This is a genomic window from Streptomyces sp. NPDC048473, assembly GCF_043200155.1.
Taxonomy (GTDB): domain Bacteria; phylum Actinomycetota; class Actinomycetes; order Streptomycetales; family Streptomycetaceae; genus Streptomyces.
This window is the reverse complement of record NZ_JBICXE010000052.1, coordinates 1-15,842: the sequence shown is the minus strand read 5'-3', so window position 1 is coordinate 15,842 and position 15,842 is coordinate 1. Positions and strand designations below refer to the sequence as shown.

At 69.6% G+C, this 15,842-nt stretch carries 12 protein-coding genes and 2 pseudogenes; 6 read left to right on the top strand and 8 right to left on the bottom strand.

Features of this window, described 5'->3' with window-relative positions:
- From ACGFU7_RS41175 to ACGFU7_RS41150, 6 genes and pseudogenes are all read right to left on the bottom strand, one after another.
- Nucleotides 1-798: a hypothetical protein gene (locus tag ACGFU7_RS41175; protein WP_393703214.1), complete on the bottom strand. Its 798-nt coding sequence runs from the start codon at nucleotides 796-798 to the stop codon at nucleotides 1-3.
- Nucleotides 792-1,937, bottom strand: coding sequence for a galactonate dehydratase (gene dgoD / locus ACGFU7_RS41170; RefSeq protein ID WP_393703212.1), 1,146 nt, complete (start codon nucleotides 1,935-1,937; stop codon nucleotides 792-794). Before dgoD ends, ACGFU7_RS41175 begins: the two co-directional genes overlap by 7 nt.
- Entirely contained in the window at nucleotides 1,934-2,701 is a 768-nt protein-coding gene (locus ACGFU7_RS41165; RefSeq protein WP_393703211.1) for a FadR/GntR family transcriptional regulator, read from the bottom strand. The genes dgoD and ACGFU7_RS41165 overlap by 4 nt, the downstream gene beginning before the upstream one ends.
- 43 nt (nucleotides 2,702-2,744) lie before the next feature.
- Entirely contained in the window at nucleotides 2,745-3,503 is a 759-nt protein-coding gene (locus ACGFU7_RS41160; protein ID WP_393703209.1) for an SDR family NAD(P)-dependent oxidoreductase, read from the bottom strand.
- A gap of 70 nt (nucleotides 3,504-3,573) precedes the next feature.
- Nucleotides 3,574-5,676, bottom strand: a complete 2,103-nt coding sequence (locus ACGFU7_RS41155; protein WP_393703263.1) for an alpha-galactosidase — start codon at nucleotides 5,674-5,676, stop codon at nucleotides 3,574-3,576.
- 593 nt (nucleotides 5,677-6,269) lie between these two features.
- A pseudogene (locus tag ACGFU7_RS41150) lies at nucleotides 6,270-7,925 on the bottom strand (glycoside hydrolase family 27 protein); the annotation flags it as partial.
- 614 nt (nucleotides 7,926-8,539) lie between these two features.
- Here ACGFU7_RS41150 and ACGFU7_RS41145 point away from each other — a divergent pair.
- From ACGFU7_RS41145 to ACGFU7_RS41135, 3 genes are all read left to right on the top strand, one after another.
- Nucleotides 8,540-8,719 (top strand): hypothetical protein, encoded by a 180-nt coding sequence (locus ACGFU7_RS41145; RefSeq protein ID WP_393703207.1) that lies wholly within the window; start codon nucleotides 8,540-8,542, stop codon nucleotides 8,717-8,719.
- A gap of 224 nt (nucleotides 8,720-8,943) precedes the next feature.
- Nucleotides 8,944-10,152 (top strand): NAD(P)/FAD-dependent oxidoreductase, encoded by a 1,209-nt coding sequence (locus ACGFU7_RS41140; protein ID WP_393703205.1) that lies wholly within the window; start codon nucleotides 8,944-8,946, stop codon nucleotides 10,150-10,152.
- 498 nt (nucleotides 10,153-10,650) lie between these two features.
- Nucleotides 10,651-11,763, top strand: a complete 1,113-nt coding sequence (locus ACGFU7_RS41135; RefSeq protein WP_393703203.1) for an NAD(P)/FAD-dependent oxidoreductase — start codon at nucleotides 10,651-10,653, stop codon at nucleotides 11,761-11,763.
- A 211-nt stretch (nucleotides 11,764-11,974) separates the two neighbouring features.
- On the opposite strand, the pseudogene ACGFU7_RS41130 reads toward ACGFU7_RS41135, so the two are convergent.
- Both ACGFU7_RS41130 and ACGFU7_RS41125 read right to left on the bottom strand, forming a co-directional pair.
- A pseudogene (locus tag ACGFU7_RS41130) lies at nucleotides 11,975-12,353 on the bottom strand (CoA-transferase); the annotation flags it as partial.
- Nucleotides 12,341-13,198 (bottom strand): IclR family transcriptional regulator, encoded by an 858-nt coding sequence (locus ACGFU7_RS41125; RefSeq protein ID WP_393703201.1) that lies wholly within the window; start codon nucleotides 13,196-13,198, stop codon nucleotides 12,341-12,343. The gene ACGFU7_RS41125 and the pseudogene ACGFU7_RS41130, both read right to left, overlap by 13 nt.
- A gap of 74 nt (nucleotides 13,199-13,272) precedes the next feature.
- Here ACGFU7_RS41125 and ACGFU7_RS41120 point away from each other — a divergent pair, with 74 nt between their 5' ends.
- The 3 genes from ACGFU7_RS41120 (at nucleotide 13,273) to ACGFU7_RS41110 (ending at nucleotide 15,130) form a co-directional block, all read left to right on the top strand.
- The gene (locus ACGFU7_RS41120) at nucleotides 13,273-13,956 is read left to right on the top strand and encodes an FAD-dependent monooxygenase (protein WP_393703199.1); all 684 of its coding nucleotides are present in this window, start codon (nucleotides 13,273-13,275) and stop codon (nucleotides 13,954-13,956) included.
- 6 nt (nucleotides 13,957-13,962) lie between these two features.
- A complete protein-coding gene (locus ACGFU7_RS41115) occupies nucleotides 13,963-14,190 on the top strand; it encodes a hypothetical protein (protein ID WP_393703261.1) in 228 nt (75 codons plus the stop codon).
- An 88-nt stretch (nucleotides 14,191-14,278) separates the two neighbouring features.
- On the top strand, nucleotides 14,279-15,130 hold the full coding sequence (locus tag ACGFU7_RS41110; protein WP_393703197.1) for an alpha/beta hydrolase: 852 nt from the start codon (nucleotides 14,279-14,281) through the stop codon (nucleotides 15,128-15,130).
- The last annotated feature ends 712 nt before the right edge of the window (nucleotides 15,131-15,842 follow it).

The window sequence follows — 15,842 nt, the reverse complement described above, 5'->3', positions numbered from 1 at the left end:
TCATTCCGTTCCCGCGCTCACGGTGAGCCGCCACCGGACTTCCCCGCTGTCCGCCACGCACGCCGCGTCGCCGTCCCCGGCTGCGGCGAGATCGAAGACGCGTCCCAGCATCGGTTCGACCCCGATGGAGCGGTAGGGCTCGTCGTCGGGGAAGCCATGGAGGTTGCGCCACAGGGCGACGGACACCGGCTGGCCCTCGGCCTCGACGGCCAGACGCAGCGTGGCGGTGCCGTCGTGGACGTTCACCTGCGAGGTGTCGACGATCGCGCCCACGGCCGTGCCGTCGTCGGGCCCCAGCCGGTCGAGCGTGGTCGACTCCGCCGCCCACGACGGCCAGGTGCGGGGTGTCCACCGTGATCCGCCGCCCGGGTAGACCCGGGTCGGCGTCCCGTCGGGAATGCCGAGGTGCGCGTGCTCGGAGACATCCAGCAGCGCGTGTCCCGCCCAGAGGAAGCGGTAGCCGGGCCGGGCGGTGAGCCGGTAGTCGACCACCGCCCGCCGCTCCTGGTGGCGGATCCAGCGGCTGAGCCGGAAGTCCGGGCAGTCGACAGACTCGGTGTCACCGTCCCGCTGCCAGGCCCTGGCCCAGGTGTCCCCGTGGTCGGGGACGCCCCGGACTGTCGGAACGCACTCCTCCAGGCCGCCCGCGTCGGCGAAGGCGTCGCCGGGCACGGCCCCTGGGCGGCGCGGTTCCTCACGGTGCCAGAGCCATTCGCGGCTGGCCGCCCGCAGCGAGGTCCAGCGTCCGCCGTGGGCCGGGTCGGTGGTGATCCGGATCGGGGGCAGGTGGCTCACCATTCGGCGAACGACCCGTCGGGGTGGCGCCACACCGGGTTGCGCCAGGCATGCCCGGTGCGGTCGGCTGCGCGTACGGCGTCCTCGTCGACGGAGATGCCGAGTCCCGGGAGTGCGGTGCGCAGCGCCTGTCCGGCGACGAAGCGGAACGGGTCGGTATCCACGACGTACGAGAGCAGATCGGCGTCCTTGTTGTAGTGGATACCCCGGCTCTGCTCCTGGATGAGGAAATTCGGGGTGCAGAACGCAATCTGGAGACTCGCGGCGAGGGCGATCGGACCGAGCGGACAGTGTGGGGCGACCTGTACGCCGTACGTCTCGCCGAGCGAGGCGATCCGGTGGACCTCGGAGATGCCGCCGGCGTGCGAGAGGTCCGGCTGGGCGACGGCGATGCCCGCGTTGAGGGCGGGCAGGAACTCGCCACGCCCGTAGAGCCGTTCACCGGTGGCGATGGGTACGGACGTGGCAGCCGCGAGCCCGGCGAGCAGGTGGCCCTGCTCGGGCAGCAGGGGTTCCTCGACGAACAGCGGGTGCAGTGGCTCGATGGCGTGGAGGACCCGTCGGGCCGCGGCCGGTCCGAACCGGCCATGCATGTCGATGGCCACATCGCGGTCGGGACCCAGGACCTCACGGGCCGCGGCCACACGGTCGACGACGGCAGTCGTTTCGGCCAGGGTGGGGATCGGTGACGTACGGCCTGCCGCGTTCATCTTCACGGCGGTGAAGCCCGCCTCGACCTGGGCGGTGATCTCCTCGGCGAGCCGGGCGGGTTCGTCGCCTCCCACCCAGGCGTAGACCCGGACTTCGTCGCGTACCGCCCCGCCGAGCAGGGCGTGCACGGGCGCCCCGTACACCTTGCCTGCGATGTCCCACAGGGCCTGGTCGATTCCGGCGACGGCGCTGGAGAGTATCGGGCCGCTGCGGTAGAAGCCGCCCTTGCTGAGTACCTGCCAGTGGTCCTGGATCCGCAGCGGGTCCTGGCCCATCAGATATTCGGCCAGGACATCGACCGCTGCGCGAACGACTTCGGCCCGGCCCTCGACCACGGGTTCGCCCCAGCCGACTACTCCTTCGTCGGTCTCGATCCGGCAGAACAGCCAGCGGGGCGGGACGAGGAACGTCTCGATGCGCGTGATCTTCACCGGGTCGAGCTCCCCTTGTGCGTGGTGTCCGTGGTCGTCGCCGCGGTGTCGCTCTCGCTTCCGTGGACCCGGTCGAGATCGCGGACTGCCTGGTCGAGCAGGGCGCGCATGGCGCGCTCGGCGGCTTCCGGCTCTTGGTCGCGCACGGCGTCCAGGACGGCTCGGTGGCTGGGTACCGGGTCCTCGCCGCGGAGGGTGCTGTGGACTATTTCGTCGCGGTGCGCGAGACCGGACTCGATGACCATCTCCATGCGTTCGAGCAGTTCGTTGTGGGTGGCTGCGAGGAGCGCGCGGTGGAAGGCGAGGTCCGCCTCGACTGCGTGCGCCGCCCCACCCTCGTCCTCGCCCATCGCTGTCAGGGCCGCCTCCAGTGCGTCGAGGTCGGCGTCGGTGCGGCGTTCGGCGGCCAGCCGGACCGCGGCCGGCTCGATGATGCCGCGGACTTCACCCAGGTTGCGCAGCAGGGCCAGGTCGGCACCGGTACCCGTGCCGCCGGCGAACTGCCAGCGCAGCACGTCCGCGTCGAGGAGGTTCCAGTCGGAGCGTGCCCGGACGAAGGTGCCGCGCTTCTGGCGTGCGTCGACCATCCCCTTGGCTGCGAGGACCTTCAAAGACTCCCGCAGGGCGGTCAGACTGACGTCCAGCTCGTCCTGCAGCGAGATGAGATCAAGTGTTGCCCCTTCGGGGATCTCGCCGCTGAGCACCCGGCGCGCAAGAGTCTCCACGGTCTGGCCGTGCACTCCGCGGCGCGCGTATGGCGTCATGTCGTTGTGCCTTTCTGCTGGTGGGATAGGGGGGCGGCGGCGGTCAGGCCGAGGCCTTGACGACGGACCAGCCGCCGTCGACGAGCAGGCTCGAGCCGGTGATGTAGGAGGCTTCCCGGGCGGTCAGGAAGGCGATGGCCGCGGCGACCTCCTGCGGGGTCCCGAAGCGCTGTGCGGCGGTCTCGGCGACACTTTTTTGCCGGTCCTCCTCCGGGACCCGGTCCCAGGCCCCGGTGAGGATGGGGCCGGGCAGCACCGCGTTGACCCGGACCTCGGGCCCGTACTCCACTGCGAGCTGTCCGCACAGCGACAGCAGCGCGCCCTTGGACGCCGCGTACGCGGGGTGGCCGGGGATGCCCTTGTGTGCGTGGACGGAGGAGGTCAGGACGACGGCGCCGTGGTGGGCGCGCAGGTCGGGCAGCACGGCCCGGAAGCCGAGGAACCCGCCGGTGAGATTGACCGCGAGCTGGCGCTCCCAGGACGCGACGGTCATCTCGTGCGCGGGGGCGACGTCCACGGTGAAGGCATTGCTGACGAGTACGGAGACCGGCCCGAAGGTGTGCGCGGCGGACACGATCCGCTCCCAGTCGCCCTGGTCCGCGACGTCCGCGCGGACGAACAGCGCACGGCCGCCCTGTTCGCGGATGCCCGCGGCGACGCGTTCGCCGGGTGCTGCCGCGATATCCGCGAGGATCACGGCGGCGCCTTCGGCGGCGAGCCGTTCAGCGGTGGCCGCGCCGATGCCCGAGGCGGCTCCGGTGACCACGGCAATCTGGTCGGCGAAGCGGGTGGTTCCGTTCATGGGGTGGGTCGACTCCTCGGGGTTCGTGATCAGTATTCGGCGACTTTAGTGACGTTGCGGCGGCTGACGACTACTGCCGGAGCAGAACGACCAGTTCCGCGTCGTACTGCGCGGTCCAGGCGAACGGCAGCCCGGAATGCATCAGATGGGCTCCGCTGTAGAGGGTGCCGGTGTCCTGGTCCGTGTACTGGGCGGTCCGGTCGAGGCCGCGCAGCCGCAGTCGGGCGGGGCGCCCGGGAACCAGGGGCGCGCCGTCCAGACGTCCGGTGTTCCACGCGGTGACGACGATGCGGGCGCCGCCCGGCTCCTCGTACTGAACGCCGCAGCCGGCGTCGGACGGCGTGTTCAGCAGCCGGACCTCGCCGTGGTGGACGACGTCGCGGATCTCCTTGTAGCACTCCACCCACCGTGCCGCTTCGGAGCGCTGCTCTCCCGACCATGTGCGGATGTCGGCTCCGATGCCGAGGACACCGGCCATGGCGGTGACGAAGCGGAAGGCCAGGGACCGGGGTCGCGGGTCGAAGACGCCCGGTGAGTCGGTGACCCAGGAGCTCATCGTGTGCGGCGCGTGCGCGTGCAGATAGCCGTACTGGATGGCGAGGCGGTCCAGCGGCGCGGTGTTGTCGCTCGGCCACACCACGTCGGTACGGGCGAGGGTGGCGTGCTCGATCCGGCCGCCACCACCAGCGCACCCTTCGACGGTGACCTGCGGGTGGTGGGCACGCAGGTGGTCGAGCACGCGCAGATATCCGGCGACGTGTGCGGCGTCCAGGTCCTGCTCCTCGACGGGGCCGGCGCCCGGCCGGCCTCGTTCGGTGGGCGGGCGGTTCATGTCCCACTTGAGATAACTGATGGCGTGGTCGCCGAGCAGCCGGTCGAGGGTGGTGATGACGAATTCCTGGACGTCCTCGCGGCCCAGGTCGAGCAGGAGCTGCTCGCGCACCAGCGTGGCGGGCCGTCCGTCGATGCGGTAGACCCACTCCGGGTGCTCGGCGTACAGCGCAGACTGGGGGCTGATCGCCTCGGGCTCGACCCAGAGGCCGAAGTCCATGCCGGTGGCGCGGACCTGGTCGATGAAGTCGTCGAAGCCGTCGGGGAAGTTCGCCGGGTCCGGGTGCCAGTCGCCGAGTCCCCCGGTTTCGTCGTGCCGTCCCGTGAACCAGCCGTCGTCGACGACGAACAGCTCGGCCCCCATCCCGGCGGCGATCTCTGCCAGTTCCAGCTGGCCGACGGCATCGACGTCGAAGCCGGTCGCTTCCCAGGAGTTATAGAGAACCTTGCGGGGCCGGTTGATGCGTTCGCCGCTGAGCCGGCGTTCGTAGGTGTGCCAGACGCGGGCCAGTCCGTCGAGCCCTTCCGGGCTGAACGCGCAGGCCAGCCGGGGGGTGGTGAGTGTGGCACCGGGGACGAGGCGGACGACGCCCTCATGAGGCACGCGGCCCGCGCGGACACGGACGGCGCCGCCGGGCTCAACGTCCGCGGCCATGTGCCAGTTCCCGGGCCACTCCAGGGCTATGCCGTATGTGGGGGTGTTCCCCTCGTCCGGTTCTCCGGCGTCCTGGACAGCGAGCCAGGGTGCGTACGCATGGCCGGGCACGGCCTGGGTGGATGACAACTCGAAGCGGCCGCGGGTGAGTTCCAGCTGGGTGCGCTGGAATTCCTGGGACCACTGGCCGGTGAGGTATGTGAGCCGCGCGCCGCCTGCGATGGGGATGTTCACAGCCGCCGAGTCGATGCGCTCCAGCCGCAGATCCTCGTCACCGGCACAGGTCAGCTCTGTCCAGCGGAGGAGCACATCGGTGCCGGGCACGGTCTCGTAGCAGAGCGCCGTGCGCAGCCCCAGTTCCTCGTCGACGAAGTCGAGGCGCAGCGCGCGGTCGCCGTCGTGCGTGGCGGTGTCGAACGTCCACCAGATGCCCCGTTCCCCGCTGGGACGCCGGGCCACCAAGTCGGCTCCGGTGAAGGGCCGCAGGCCGTGTGGGATGTACTCGGCGGGGGCGGCGTCCGCGCGGGTGAGGAAGTGGGTGCGGTGCGGGTGCTCGAAGGGCGAAGGGCCGGTTTCGGCACCGCGGGGACCCCAGACGTCGAGTTCGGCCCAGCGTCCCTGGCCGGCGATCCGTACCGCGTAGACGGTGTTCTCGGTGCGCAGCAGCCACCGGTCGTGCGGGGTCACTTCACTGCTCCTCTTGAGTCCGGCGACGAAGTGACGCTGGAACTTGAGGAATACGACGACGGTCGGGACGGCGGCGATGACGGAGCCTGCGGCAATGACGTTCCACATGGACACGTACTGCCCCTGCAGTCCGATCAGCGAGGCGGTGATCGGCATCTGGCTGTCGGTGCGCAGTACGGTGATGGCCCACAGCAGGTCGTTGAAGATCCAGGTGAACGACAGGGCGCTCAGTGCGGCCATGGCGGGTCTGGCCAGCGGCATGATGACCTCGCCCCAGCGGTCGAAGACCTTGCGGACCTCGGGGTCGTCGAAGCGGTACTTGCCTGCGAGCAGTTCGCGGTGGTAGGCGGCCCCGTTGATCCGGATGTTGAGGTAGTCGAACCAGGAGGAGGCCACCCAGGGGGTGTTGCCGCCGGCGCGCTGCTCTCCGCCCTGTGGCTGCTGCCCATCGTGCTCGTCCTGGTCACCAGCACCCGGTCCTTCGACGATGTGGCCGCCCACGGCGTCGGCAGCCTGCCGCACTCCTTCACTCTCGACGAGTTCCGTCAGGCATGGGTCGACGGCGGCCAGCAGCGCGCACTGATCAACAGCCAGCCCCGCGCGAAGAGCGTCCAGCTGTCCGGGCCCTCGTAGGCGACGTCCGGGGCGTCGGCGAGCTGTCCGCCGAGCTTCTGCCAGCTACCCCACCCTCCGTCACGATGGCTCAGCCGGTATGCGGCGCCGTCCGTGCCGCGCATGAAGACATCGATACGGCCGGGCGAGGTGGCGTAGGCGGCGGGCTGCCCGACGATCCGGCCACCCGTGGGACCGCCGAGACCAGTGGTCGCCGAGGACCAATGGCCGTCCCGGCCGGTCTGCTGCCGCAGCGAGCCGTCCGTGCCCCGTGTGAACGCGGACAGCCGGTCACCGTCCCGGACGAGGGCGAGACTGGCGTCGGTCCGCGCCCCGAGCGACGCGCCGGGCGCGTCGTCCGCGCCGCTGAGCGAGAGGAACGCCGTGCCGTGCGCGGGCACGGCCAGGGTGTAGGTACCGGAGTGGGTGCCGCGGCCCTTCCTGGCCCGCAGGTCCCGCACGGCGACCTCGCCTGCGAGCCCGGCGTCAGCGAACCGTACGGTGCGCTCGGCCGGCCGGTCCGAGCGGTTGAGAAGCACAACCGCACGCTTACCGGAACCCCGGAGCACCTTGCTGTAGACATCACCGGTGGCGTCCGTGGCGACGCGCACACCCTGGATGGCAAGGGGGTCCTGGTCGACGGCGAGGATCTCCGGGTTACGCAGGGTGTCGATCATCGACTGGGGCAGCGTACGCGGGTCGGAACCGACGACCAGCGGGGAGCCCATTTCTGCCCACATCACCAGTTGGGTGGTGGACTCCTCCTCGGTCAGCTCGTACGAACCGTCCGCCAGCTTGCGCATTGGTATGAGGTAGTCGGGGTCGTTGTAGCGGCCGGGCCCCTGCGCCTCGGGGTGCCAGGCGTTGGCGTCCATGCTGCGCAGGATGTTGGGCCACTGGCCGGGCGTCGGGTTGCCCCAGGCGGTGTCAGTACCGGTGCGCCAGGAGTCGCCGGTCGTCGGTCCGTACACATAGGCGTTGTGCGCGTCCTGCGCCAGGGTGTGCGGGAGCCCCCAGTCGTCGGTGAGCGGGTTGCACAGATTGAGCAGCATGCGACGGCCGGACTTGGCAACGGCGTCGCTGAATTCCTTGAACGCCGGCCCCGGGTCGATCTTCTCGGTGATCCCGCAGAGGAAGTCGACCTTGATGGCGTCGACCTTCCAGCCGGCGAACTGGTCGGCGTCGTCCTGGTAGTGGCCGCGGCTGCCGAGGCCACAGGTCTTGCCGCCGTCGTAGGTACCGGCATCGGTGTAGATCCCGGCCTTCAGCCCGCGCTGGTGCAGATAGCTGACCAGCGCGGGAATGCCGGAGGGGAAGCGGCCGGGGTGCGCGGCCAACCGACCCTCGCTGTCCCGCGGAACATCCGCCTGCCAGCCGCCGTCGAGCCACACGATGTCGTAGCCGCTGTCCTTGAGACCGCTGCTGACCAGGTAGTCGGCAACCCCCTTGACCTGAACCTCCGTCGGAGCGCCGAGGGCGTAGTAGGTGTTCCAGCCCATGTACGGCGTCGGGGCGGGCCCACTGTCGTAGCGCGGCGGGGCTTGCGCGGCCCTGTGTTCAGCCTGCGCCGCAGGTACAGCCACCGATACCAGTGCGGCGGCCCCCAGCACGGCAACGGCCCGACGGGCAAGCACCATCCCTGCACGATGCGAAGTCACTTGATACTCCCGAGAGTTGGGGATGACGGGCGCCGCACTCCCGTCTCACGGGGCAGCGCCACGACGAAGACTGTGATGCCACATCCACACCCTGTCAATAATTATTACTAATTAACTTAAAGTTGAGCCGCTGCGGGCATGAAGTAGTCCCGGCCGGATCGGGGGAATCCAGCCGGGGCCGGCTTGGTTCTGGCAGCCGTCTTCGATGAGGCGCAGTCCAGTCGCCTGGGCATCACCAGCGGCTGACCGAGGTTCTGCCGACTGAACCCAGATCTCTCGCCCTCGCTACTCCGCAGGGGACGTCGGCGACACTGTTTGCTCTGCTGTCTGACCTGCGCAGTCCGGAGCAGATCCATCGCGATATTGCCGACGTGTGTGCCCGACCGGCCCGGGCTGCTGGGCATCTGGCGCCGCACCGTGGCACACGCCCGGGCCGGTTGGGCACTGGGTGATGCCGTCATGCCACTCGAGCTGGCCCGTTCGCGAGAGCTCGGGGACCCTGCGTGTCGGCGGCGGCTGAACTTCAAGCGACGCCGAGACTGCGCGCCCGGCTGGGACTGCCGTTGCCCGTGGGGGGGGGCACCTCGCGGAGAGTGCTCACGGCCGCCGGTCTGATCGAGCCGTATCCGGACGAGACGGTGGACGCCTCCTCCCAGCTCAGCAGCATCCGCTTCCACCTCGCGGCCATGGGCACGCATGGCCGCGGCACAGCCCCGACATCCACGACGCCCGCGGCCCAGCCGGGGCAATGGGAGCCCGACGGCTCCGCCTGAAGTTGTTCTCCACCGCAGCCCAGCACCGGCCGTGCGAGTCACGGGACGTCCGAGCCGCAACCGGTGACCGGCACGTCGCGACATGAGTGTGTGCGCACTCTTCCCTGTCACGTTCCTGCGGGCTGTGTCGTCCTATCTGTATGCCAAAGGCGTGCGGCCCTGGATCGGCCGCAGGATAGCCGAGGCTCCGAAGCACTAGAGCTATGAACGAAAGGTGCCACCGTATGTATGAGGTCGTCATTGTGGGTGGCGGATTCGCAGGAGTGTGGACCGCCGCCGGTATCGTGCGCCAGCGCATCGAGGCAGGCGCCGACGAGTCCGAACTGCGCGTGACGCTTGTGAGCGCGGGTGATGACCTGGTCATGCGTCCGCGGCTCTACGAGGCCGGTCCGGACCGGATGCGTGTTGCGCTCGACCGTATCCTCGGCCCCATCGGCGTTCGTCGCGTTGCCGCAACCGTCACCGACATCGACACCGACGGGCACGAGGTTTCCGTGGTCCGGCGTGACGGGAGCCACGAGGTCCTGTCCTACGACCGGCTGGTTCTCGCGTCCGGGAGCCAGGTCGTGCGCCCGCAGTTCTCCGGAGCGGAGCACCTGTTCGATGTGGACACGCTGTCGGGCGCTGCTGCTCTCGAGGCGCATCTGCTGCGCCTTCCGCGCCTGCCCGCCGACGAAGCCCGCTTCACTGCCGTGGTCATCGGTGCGGGCTTCACCGGGCTGGAGACCGCCACCGAACTGACGGGCCGACTGCGCGAACTCGCAGGACCGGACGACAACGTGCGGGTCGTACTCGTCGAACGTGAGGACGCGGTGGGGCCCGAGCTCGGCGAGGGACCCCGGCCGCATATTCTCGCCGCGCTGAACGAGCTTGGCGTCGAGCTGCGCCTCGGAGTGAGTCTGGCTTTGATGACGCCTCATGGCGTACTCCTCTCCGACGGAACATCGCTCCCCTCGGCCACGACCGTCTGGACGGCGGGCGCGAAGGCGAGCCCTCTCACGGCCCAGATCCCCGGGGAACGAGACAGGCTGGGCCGACTGGCAGTCGACGAGTTCCAGCGCGTCATCGGCGTCCCGGACGTGTATGCCGCCGGGGACACCGCCGCGGCACTGGCGGAGGAAGGGCATGTGGTGATGCAGAGTTGCCAGCACGCCACCCCCCAGGGCAAGTTCGCCGGCGCCAACGTGGCCGCTGACCTGTTGGGACTGGATCCGGTCAGCTTCGAACCCGACCCCTACGCCACGTGCCTGGACCTCGGCCCTGCGGGCGCGGTCGTGACCCTCGGGTGGGACCGCGTGGTCCAGATGACCGGCCAGGAGGCCAAGGAGTACAAGCAGACGGTCAATTCAGTGTGGATCTATCCCCCTGTCGACGACGCCGAAGCGATCCTCGGCGCCGCTCACTACAAAATCCCCAGGGCCGATCTGGTATGACGCGGCCCTCGGGCCCGTCCTACTGCTGTTCCGAGCAGTTACGGCGAGCCGAGGTGGGACGCGGGGCGTATGCCCGGGCGCGGTAGCGGGTCCGCGCCCGGGCAGACGCCCTGTCCGGCCCTTCTCATGGCCACTGTGTCCAGGGGGACCCGCGGAATCAGGTGAAGGAAGCACGTGGGTCTCCGTGCGGGCCCCATCCCCCTCATGGCCCCCTCGGTCGCCGACTGCACGATCGCCGGCCATCTCGTGGAAGAGGGACAGACACGTCTTCGCTTCAGGAAAGCGGCCGGCCTGACGGTCCGAGAAGCTCCCGCTCTCTGCGGTGACTTCGACTTCGAGGGCGGTGGGACAGGTGGCCGGCGCAAGAGCTGAGCGGTCTCCTCGTCGGAACCGCCGCGAGCGTGTCCACAGCACAGCCCGAGTCTTGCTGTTGATGTCATCTTCGCGGACATGACGACAGGGCCGTCACATTCGTCGGGGCTACATCGTCAGATAAACATGAGCAACCAGAGCACGACCAAGGAACACGTCCTCGTCGTAGGCGCAGGATACGCAGGGCTGCGGGCCGCCCTGAACCTCGCTCCCCACGTCCGGGTCACGCTGATCGACCCGGCCGATCGCTTCACCGAGCGTGTCCGCCTCCACGAAAAGGCCACCGGCCGGCCGGACGTGACGCACTCGCTGCGCACGTTCCTGCGGCCCGCAGGCGTCACGCACATCCCGGCCCTGATCACACGCATCGACACTGCTTCCGCCGAGGTACACACCGACACCGGTCGCGTCCTCGGTTACGACCGCTTGGTCTACGCACTGGGCAGCCGCACGGCAGGTGTCGGTGGGCCCGGTGCCTCAGACGAGCGTGTCTACACTGCCGAGTCGGCGGCTGAACTGCACAAGCGCCTGCTCGACGGACCCGGCTCCCTCGCAGTGGTCGGCGGCGGACTGACCGGCATCGAGCTGGCCACGGAACTCGCGGAATTCCAGCCGCGGTGGCAGGTGCAGCTCATCACCGGCGGGGAGATCGCCCCGAGCGTCTCGGACAAGGCACGCGCGCACATCCGTTCCGTCCTCGTCGACCGAGGCGTGCGCATCGAGGAGCATCGTCGCGTCAACGGGCCGCAGGACATCGACGCGGACGTAGTGGTCTGGTCGGCATCGATGGTCCCCAACACGGAACTCGCGATCGCCTCCGGCCTCGACGTCGAGCCCCGCGGCCAGATCAGGGTGAACTCTGCCCTGCGCTCGGTCTCCCACCCGGGCATATACGTGGCCGGCGATGCGGCCGCAGCGCAAACACCGTCCTCCGGCCCCATACGCATGGCCTGCGCCACGGCTCTGCCGCTCGGCGCGCATGCTGCTGCCTCCGTGGTCCGTGACCTGCGCGGCGAGGATCCGAAGCCGCTGCAATTCTCCTACACGGCCCAGTGCATCAGCCTCGGACGTCACGACGGGATGATCCAGTTGGTGCGGGAGGACGACTCACCGCGCGACCTCTGCCTCACCGGGAAGCCGGCCGCGATGGTGAAGGAACAGGTCGTGCGCAACACGGTCAGGACCCTCCGTGTGGCGTCCCGCTCTCCGCGAGCGGCAGGGCTTCTGCCCGGGAACTGAGCGTGAAGAACTCGTACACAACCTCATCCCCTGGGCGACGGTCGTGCGTCAGCGGATCAGCGCAGGCTCTGGGTGTGGCGCCCCTCTGTGCCTACGGGGGCTACTTTGGCCCGGCCGCGAGACAAGGGCAGCCTCGGAAAGGACCAGTGCGGCCGGATGGCACTTCATGGGCCCGGGGCGCGGCTGTCCGAAGCGGGGGCCCGGGGGCGGCTCAGCGGCTGGCCACGGTCGCCGGGAGGTGTACAGGGCTGGCTGTAGCGGCGAGTACGTCCTCGGTCGTGACGCCGGGGGCGGTCTCGGCCAGGATCGGCCCGCCACTGGTGATGTCGAGGACGGCCAGGTCGGTGATGATGCCGGTGGACGCAGCCCCTGCCGGTGAGCGGCAGGGAGCACTCCTGAACGATCTTTGGCGAGCCGCCCTTCGCAGTGTGCTCCATCAGCACAATCACGCGGCGGGCGCCGTGGACGAGGTCCGTCGCGCCGCCAATGCCTTTGACCGTCTTGCCGGGGACCGTCCAGTTGGCCAGGTCGCCGGCGGCGGAAACCTGCATGGCGCCGAGCACGGCGGTCTCGACATCTAAGCCCCCGCGCCGCTGGGGAGCCCTGGCGGAGATCGGTGCCCCTGGCTATGACAAATGGGTGGGAGTGAATCTGTTGCGTGTGCCTGGATCGCCCGTGTGACCGCTCGGGCCACCGCGACGACCGCAGGTCGCAGCAACGCCCCGTCGGTGGTCTGCGAGGGGACGACCACGGAAAGGGCGGCAACCACCCTGTCCTCGTGGCCGAACACGGGCGCCGCCACCGACGTCATGGGGGCGGGCTGGGAGCGGGAGACGACTGCGAGCCTTTCTCGCCGCACGTCGGCGAGTTGGGTACGCAGTTCGCGGCTGTCGATCTGGGTGTTTTCCGGGAGAAGAGCGAGGTCGCCGGCGAGTATCTCGTCCTGAAGTTCGGGGGAGGCGTACGCCAGCAGCACCAGGCCCACCGCCGTGCAGTGCAGGGGCAGGCGGCCGCCGACCCGGTACAGCACCTGCCCCGCCTCGTGAGCTGAGAGGCGCTCGATGAGAACGGCTGTGCTCCCGTCCCGTACGGCCAGCAGAACGTGCTGCTGTGTCGCGTGGTGCAGGTCTTCGAGGTAGGGCAGAGCGGTCGCCCGCAGCCCGTGGCCACGCGGGGCCAGGGAAGCGATTTCGAGCATGCGCAGACCGACGGCGAATTTTCCGTCGCCGGTGCGGTCCAGGACGCCCAGCTCAGCCAGTTTGCCGACGATGCGCGAGGTGGTGCTCTTCGGCAGTCCCGACCGCACGCTGAGCGATGTCAGGGACAAGGCCGGGGCCGTCGGCCCGAAAGCCGCCAGGATCCGGAAGGCCCTGTCGAGCACCGGCTCACCCTGCGAAGGCCGCCGCCCGCGCTGCGATGCGTCCGCGTCCGCCATGAGCGACCTCCTGAGTGTTCCACTCAATGGAACCGCCATTGGACGTGGCAGACAAGCGACAAAGGATGCGTCGCGTGAGTAGAAACGTGAATCTTTCGGCACCAACGACGGTGCTGATTGTCGGGGCCGGACCGTCGGGTCTCGCGGCAGCCGCCGAACTGGCCTTGCACAACATCGACTGCGTCATCGTCGAGCCGCGGCCAACCGTCTCCCACAGGAGGCCGCGCGCGAAGACCACAACCGTGCGGACCATGGAGCATCTGCGCCGCTGGGGAGTGGCCGAGCAGGTGAGGAAGACGGCGCCACTGCCGGTGGCGTGGTCGCAGCGCGTCACGTTCTGCGACGCACTCTCCGGTCATCGCATCACTGACTTCGACGGTGTCTTCGGACTTATCGCCTGGAAGATCGCCGCAGTCGCACACGGCTGGGCGGGCCAGGCGCTGCTGGCCAGCTACGAGACGGAACGCCGCAGCGTGGTGGAACAGACCGTCGCAACGGCGGAATCCAACATGCGCAGCCTCGTCGGCGACCTGGCCGCTGACGCCACCGCCATACAAACCGCCAAGCACGCGGAGTTCCACAGCCTCGGACTCGTCCTGGGCTACTCCTACGCGGGCTCGCCCGTGATCCAGCCCACCGGCGCGACCACCGCCCGCGGCGATTCCACCTCCTGCACGCCGTCGATCGAGCCGGGGGCGCGGCTGCCCCACGCGTGGCTGACGGACGGGTCCTCCCTCTACGATCATCTCGGACCATGATTCACGCTGCTCGGGCCGGCACACCGCGCGCCGGCCGCCGTCCGGGACCTGGAAGAGGCCGCCCGGCGGCAGGGGGTGCCCCTCACCGTCCTCGACGCCCCGGCGTCCTACCGCTGGCGCGACACGTTCCTGCTCATACGCCCCGACCAGCACATCGCCTGGCGCGCCGAGACCCCCTCCGACATCGACCTCGAGCTCGTCACCGGCCGTCCCCCCGCTGACGTCGCCACCTGACCGGCCGCGACCTGCCCGCTTCCGACAACTCGCCGACAAGCCCCTCCTGGGCCCGGCAACACCTCAGCCACGAGACAACGGAGTCACCGTGCCCGAACACATCACCCTCACTGTCGGGACAGCGCGAATCAGCGCCCTCACTCAGACCGGCTCCACCAGCGGCCTCCCGCTCCTGGTGTGTGTCCCCGGCGGGAGCTACACCAGCGGCTACTTCGACGTACCCGGACACTCCCTGTTCACAGCCGCGGCGGAGCGCGGATTCCCCATCGTGGCACTGGACCGACCCGGCTACGGCGGCAGCGACCCGCTGACCGAGGTCTCCTTCGCCAGCAACGCCGAGGTGCTGACCGACACCATCGCCGACCTGTGGACGCAGCAGGACGAACACTGCCCCGGCGTCGTGCTCGTCGGCCACTCCATGGGAGGGGCCATCGCAGTACACATCGCGGCAGGGCCGCGCACCTGGCCGCTGCTGGGAATCTCCATCAACGCCATCCACGTCGTCCCCCCGCAGGCAGTCACCGACGCCTGGCAGGCCATCCCTCGCGGCACGTCGATCGAGTTCACATCCGAAGACCGCGCGCGGTTCATGTACGGCCCCGAAGGCACCCACGACCCCGCCGTGCTCAAAGCCGCCGAACCCGCCTGCGCCCCGATCCCGGTCGACGAGTTGTACGAGGTCATCGAGGGCTGGCCCCGCGACTTCGCCCGTCTCGCGCCCGCCGTGAACGTACCGGTCCACTACGGCCTCGCCGAACACGAGGGACTGTGGAACTCGACGCCGGAAAGCATCGCGGCCTTCGCCGCCGCCTTCGCCGCCGCTCCCCAGGTGACCGCACACACGATCAACAACAGCGGCCACAACGTAGACCACCACTACGCAGGGCGAGCGTTTCACTCCGAACAACTCGACTGGGCGGCCGGGCTCAGCCGCTCGTAAGTCGGGGTAGGGCCGTCCCGGTCCTCCAGGGTGTATTCGACGGCCCGAACCACGGTGGGATCAGTGCGCTCGCGACGCTCCTTGGCGGCAACGAGGTCCGACAGGTACGACCCGCCGGGGAGCTCGGTGCAACCGGCAGCGCGGTATGGGAGCGGATTCGCCACAGCAGGTGCGCTCTGTGGGCCGAGGCCGCCCGCCACAGCTCCAGGCCGGTGAAACCCGAGGTCGGCCTGCGGCAGGTCGTCGCCCAGGTCGCCAAAAAGCTCAAGGGCCGGCACCGGTTCGGACGTCGATAGCGGGCCCCAAAAACAGCGGGGGTGACGGCGTGGATGCCGCACTCAGCCAACGTCACCGACCGCACCTGCGGGAACCACCCCACTGCTCAGTACGGTGGATCTCCGTCCGAGGTACGCCGCGTTCTCCGTTTGGTAGGACGGCGTCTGCTGGAGCCATCAGCTGTGCAGGGGGTGCGGGGTCAGCTTGACGGTGCGGCGGGCCGACGCTCGCGACCCACTGTTGGCGGCCGGCCACGCCCGACAGTGGAAGCACCGGGGAAAATCGCTGATCCCCATCAACGAGGCACCGCTACCGTCGACTGGGACAACCAACAGGCCACCTTGAGGGGCCCTGCGCTTCTCGGACAGCGGTGTTGAGGTTCTGCCTATGCCGCTGCCTGCAACTCTTCGTACTCGGCGTGGACTTCTGCGGGAGT

Coding starts and splice junctions, on each gene's coding strand:
- ACGFU7_RS41175 (WP_393703214.1), bottom strand. CDS start 798: ATGGTGAGCCACCTGCCCCCGATCCGGATCACCACCGACCCGGCCCAC.
- ACGFU7_RS41165 (WP_393703211.1), bottom strand. CDS start 2,701: ATGACGCCATACGCGCGCCGCGGAGTGCACGGCCAGACCGTGGAGACT.
- ACGFU7_RS41160 (WP_393703209.1), bottom strand. CDS start 3,503: ATGAACGGAACCACCCGCTTCGCCGACCAGATTGCCGTGGTCACCGGA.
- ACGFU7_RS41140 (WP_393703205.1), top strand. CDS start 8,944: ATGTATGAGGTCGTCATTGTGGGTGGCGGATTCGCAGGAGTGTGGACC.
- ACGFU7_RS41135 (WP_393703203.1), top strand. CDS start 10,651: ATGAGCAACCAGAGCACGACCAAGGAACACGTCCTCGTCGTAGGCGCA.
- ACGFU7_RS41125 (WP_393703201.1), bottom strand. CDS start 13,198: ATGGCGGACGCGGACGCATCGCAGCGCGGGCGGCGGCCTTCGCAGGGT.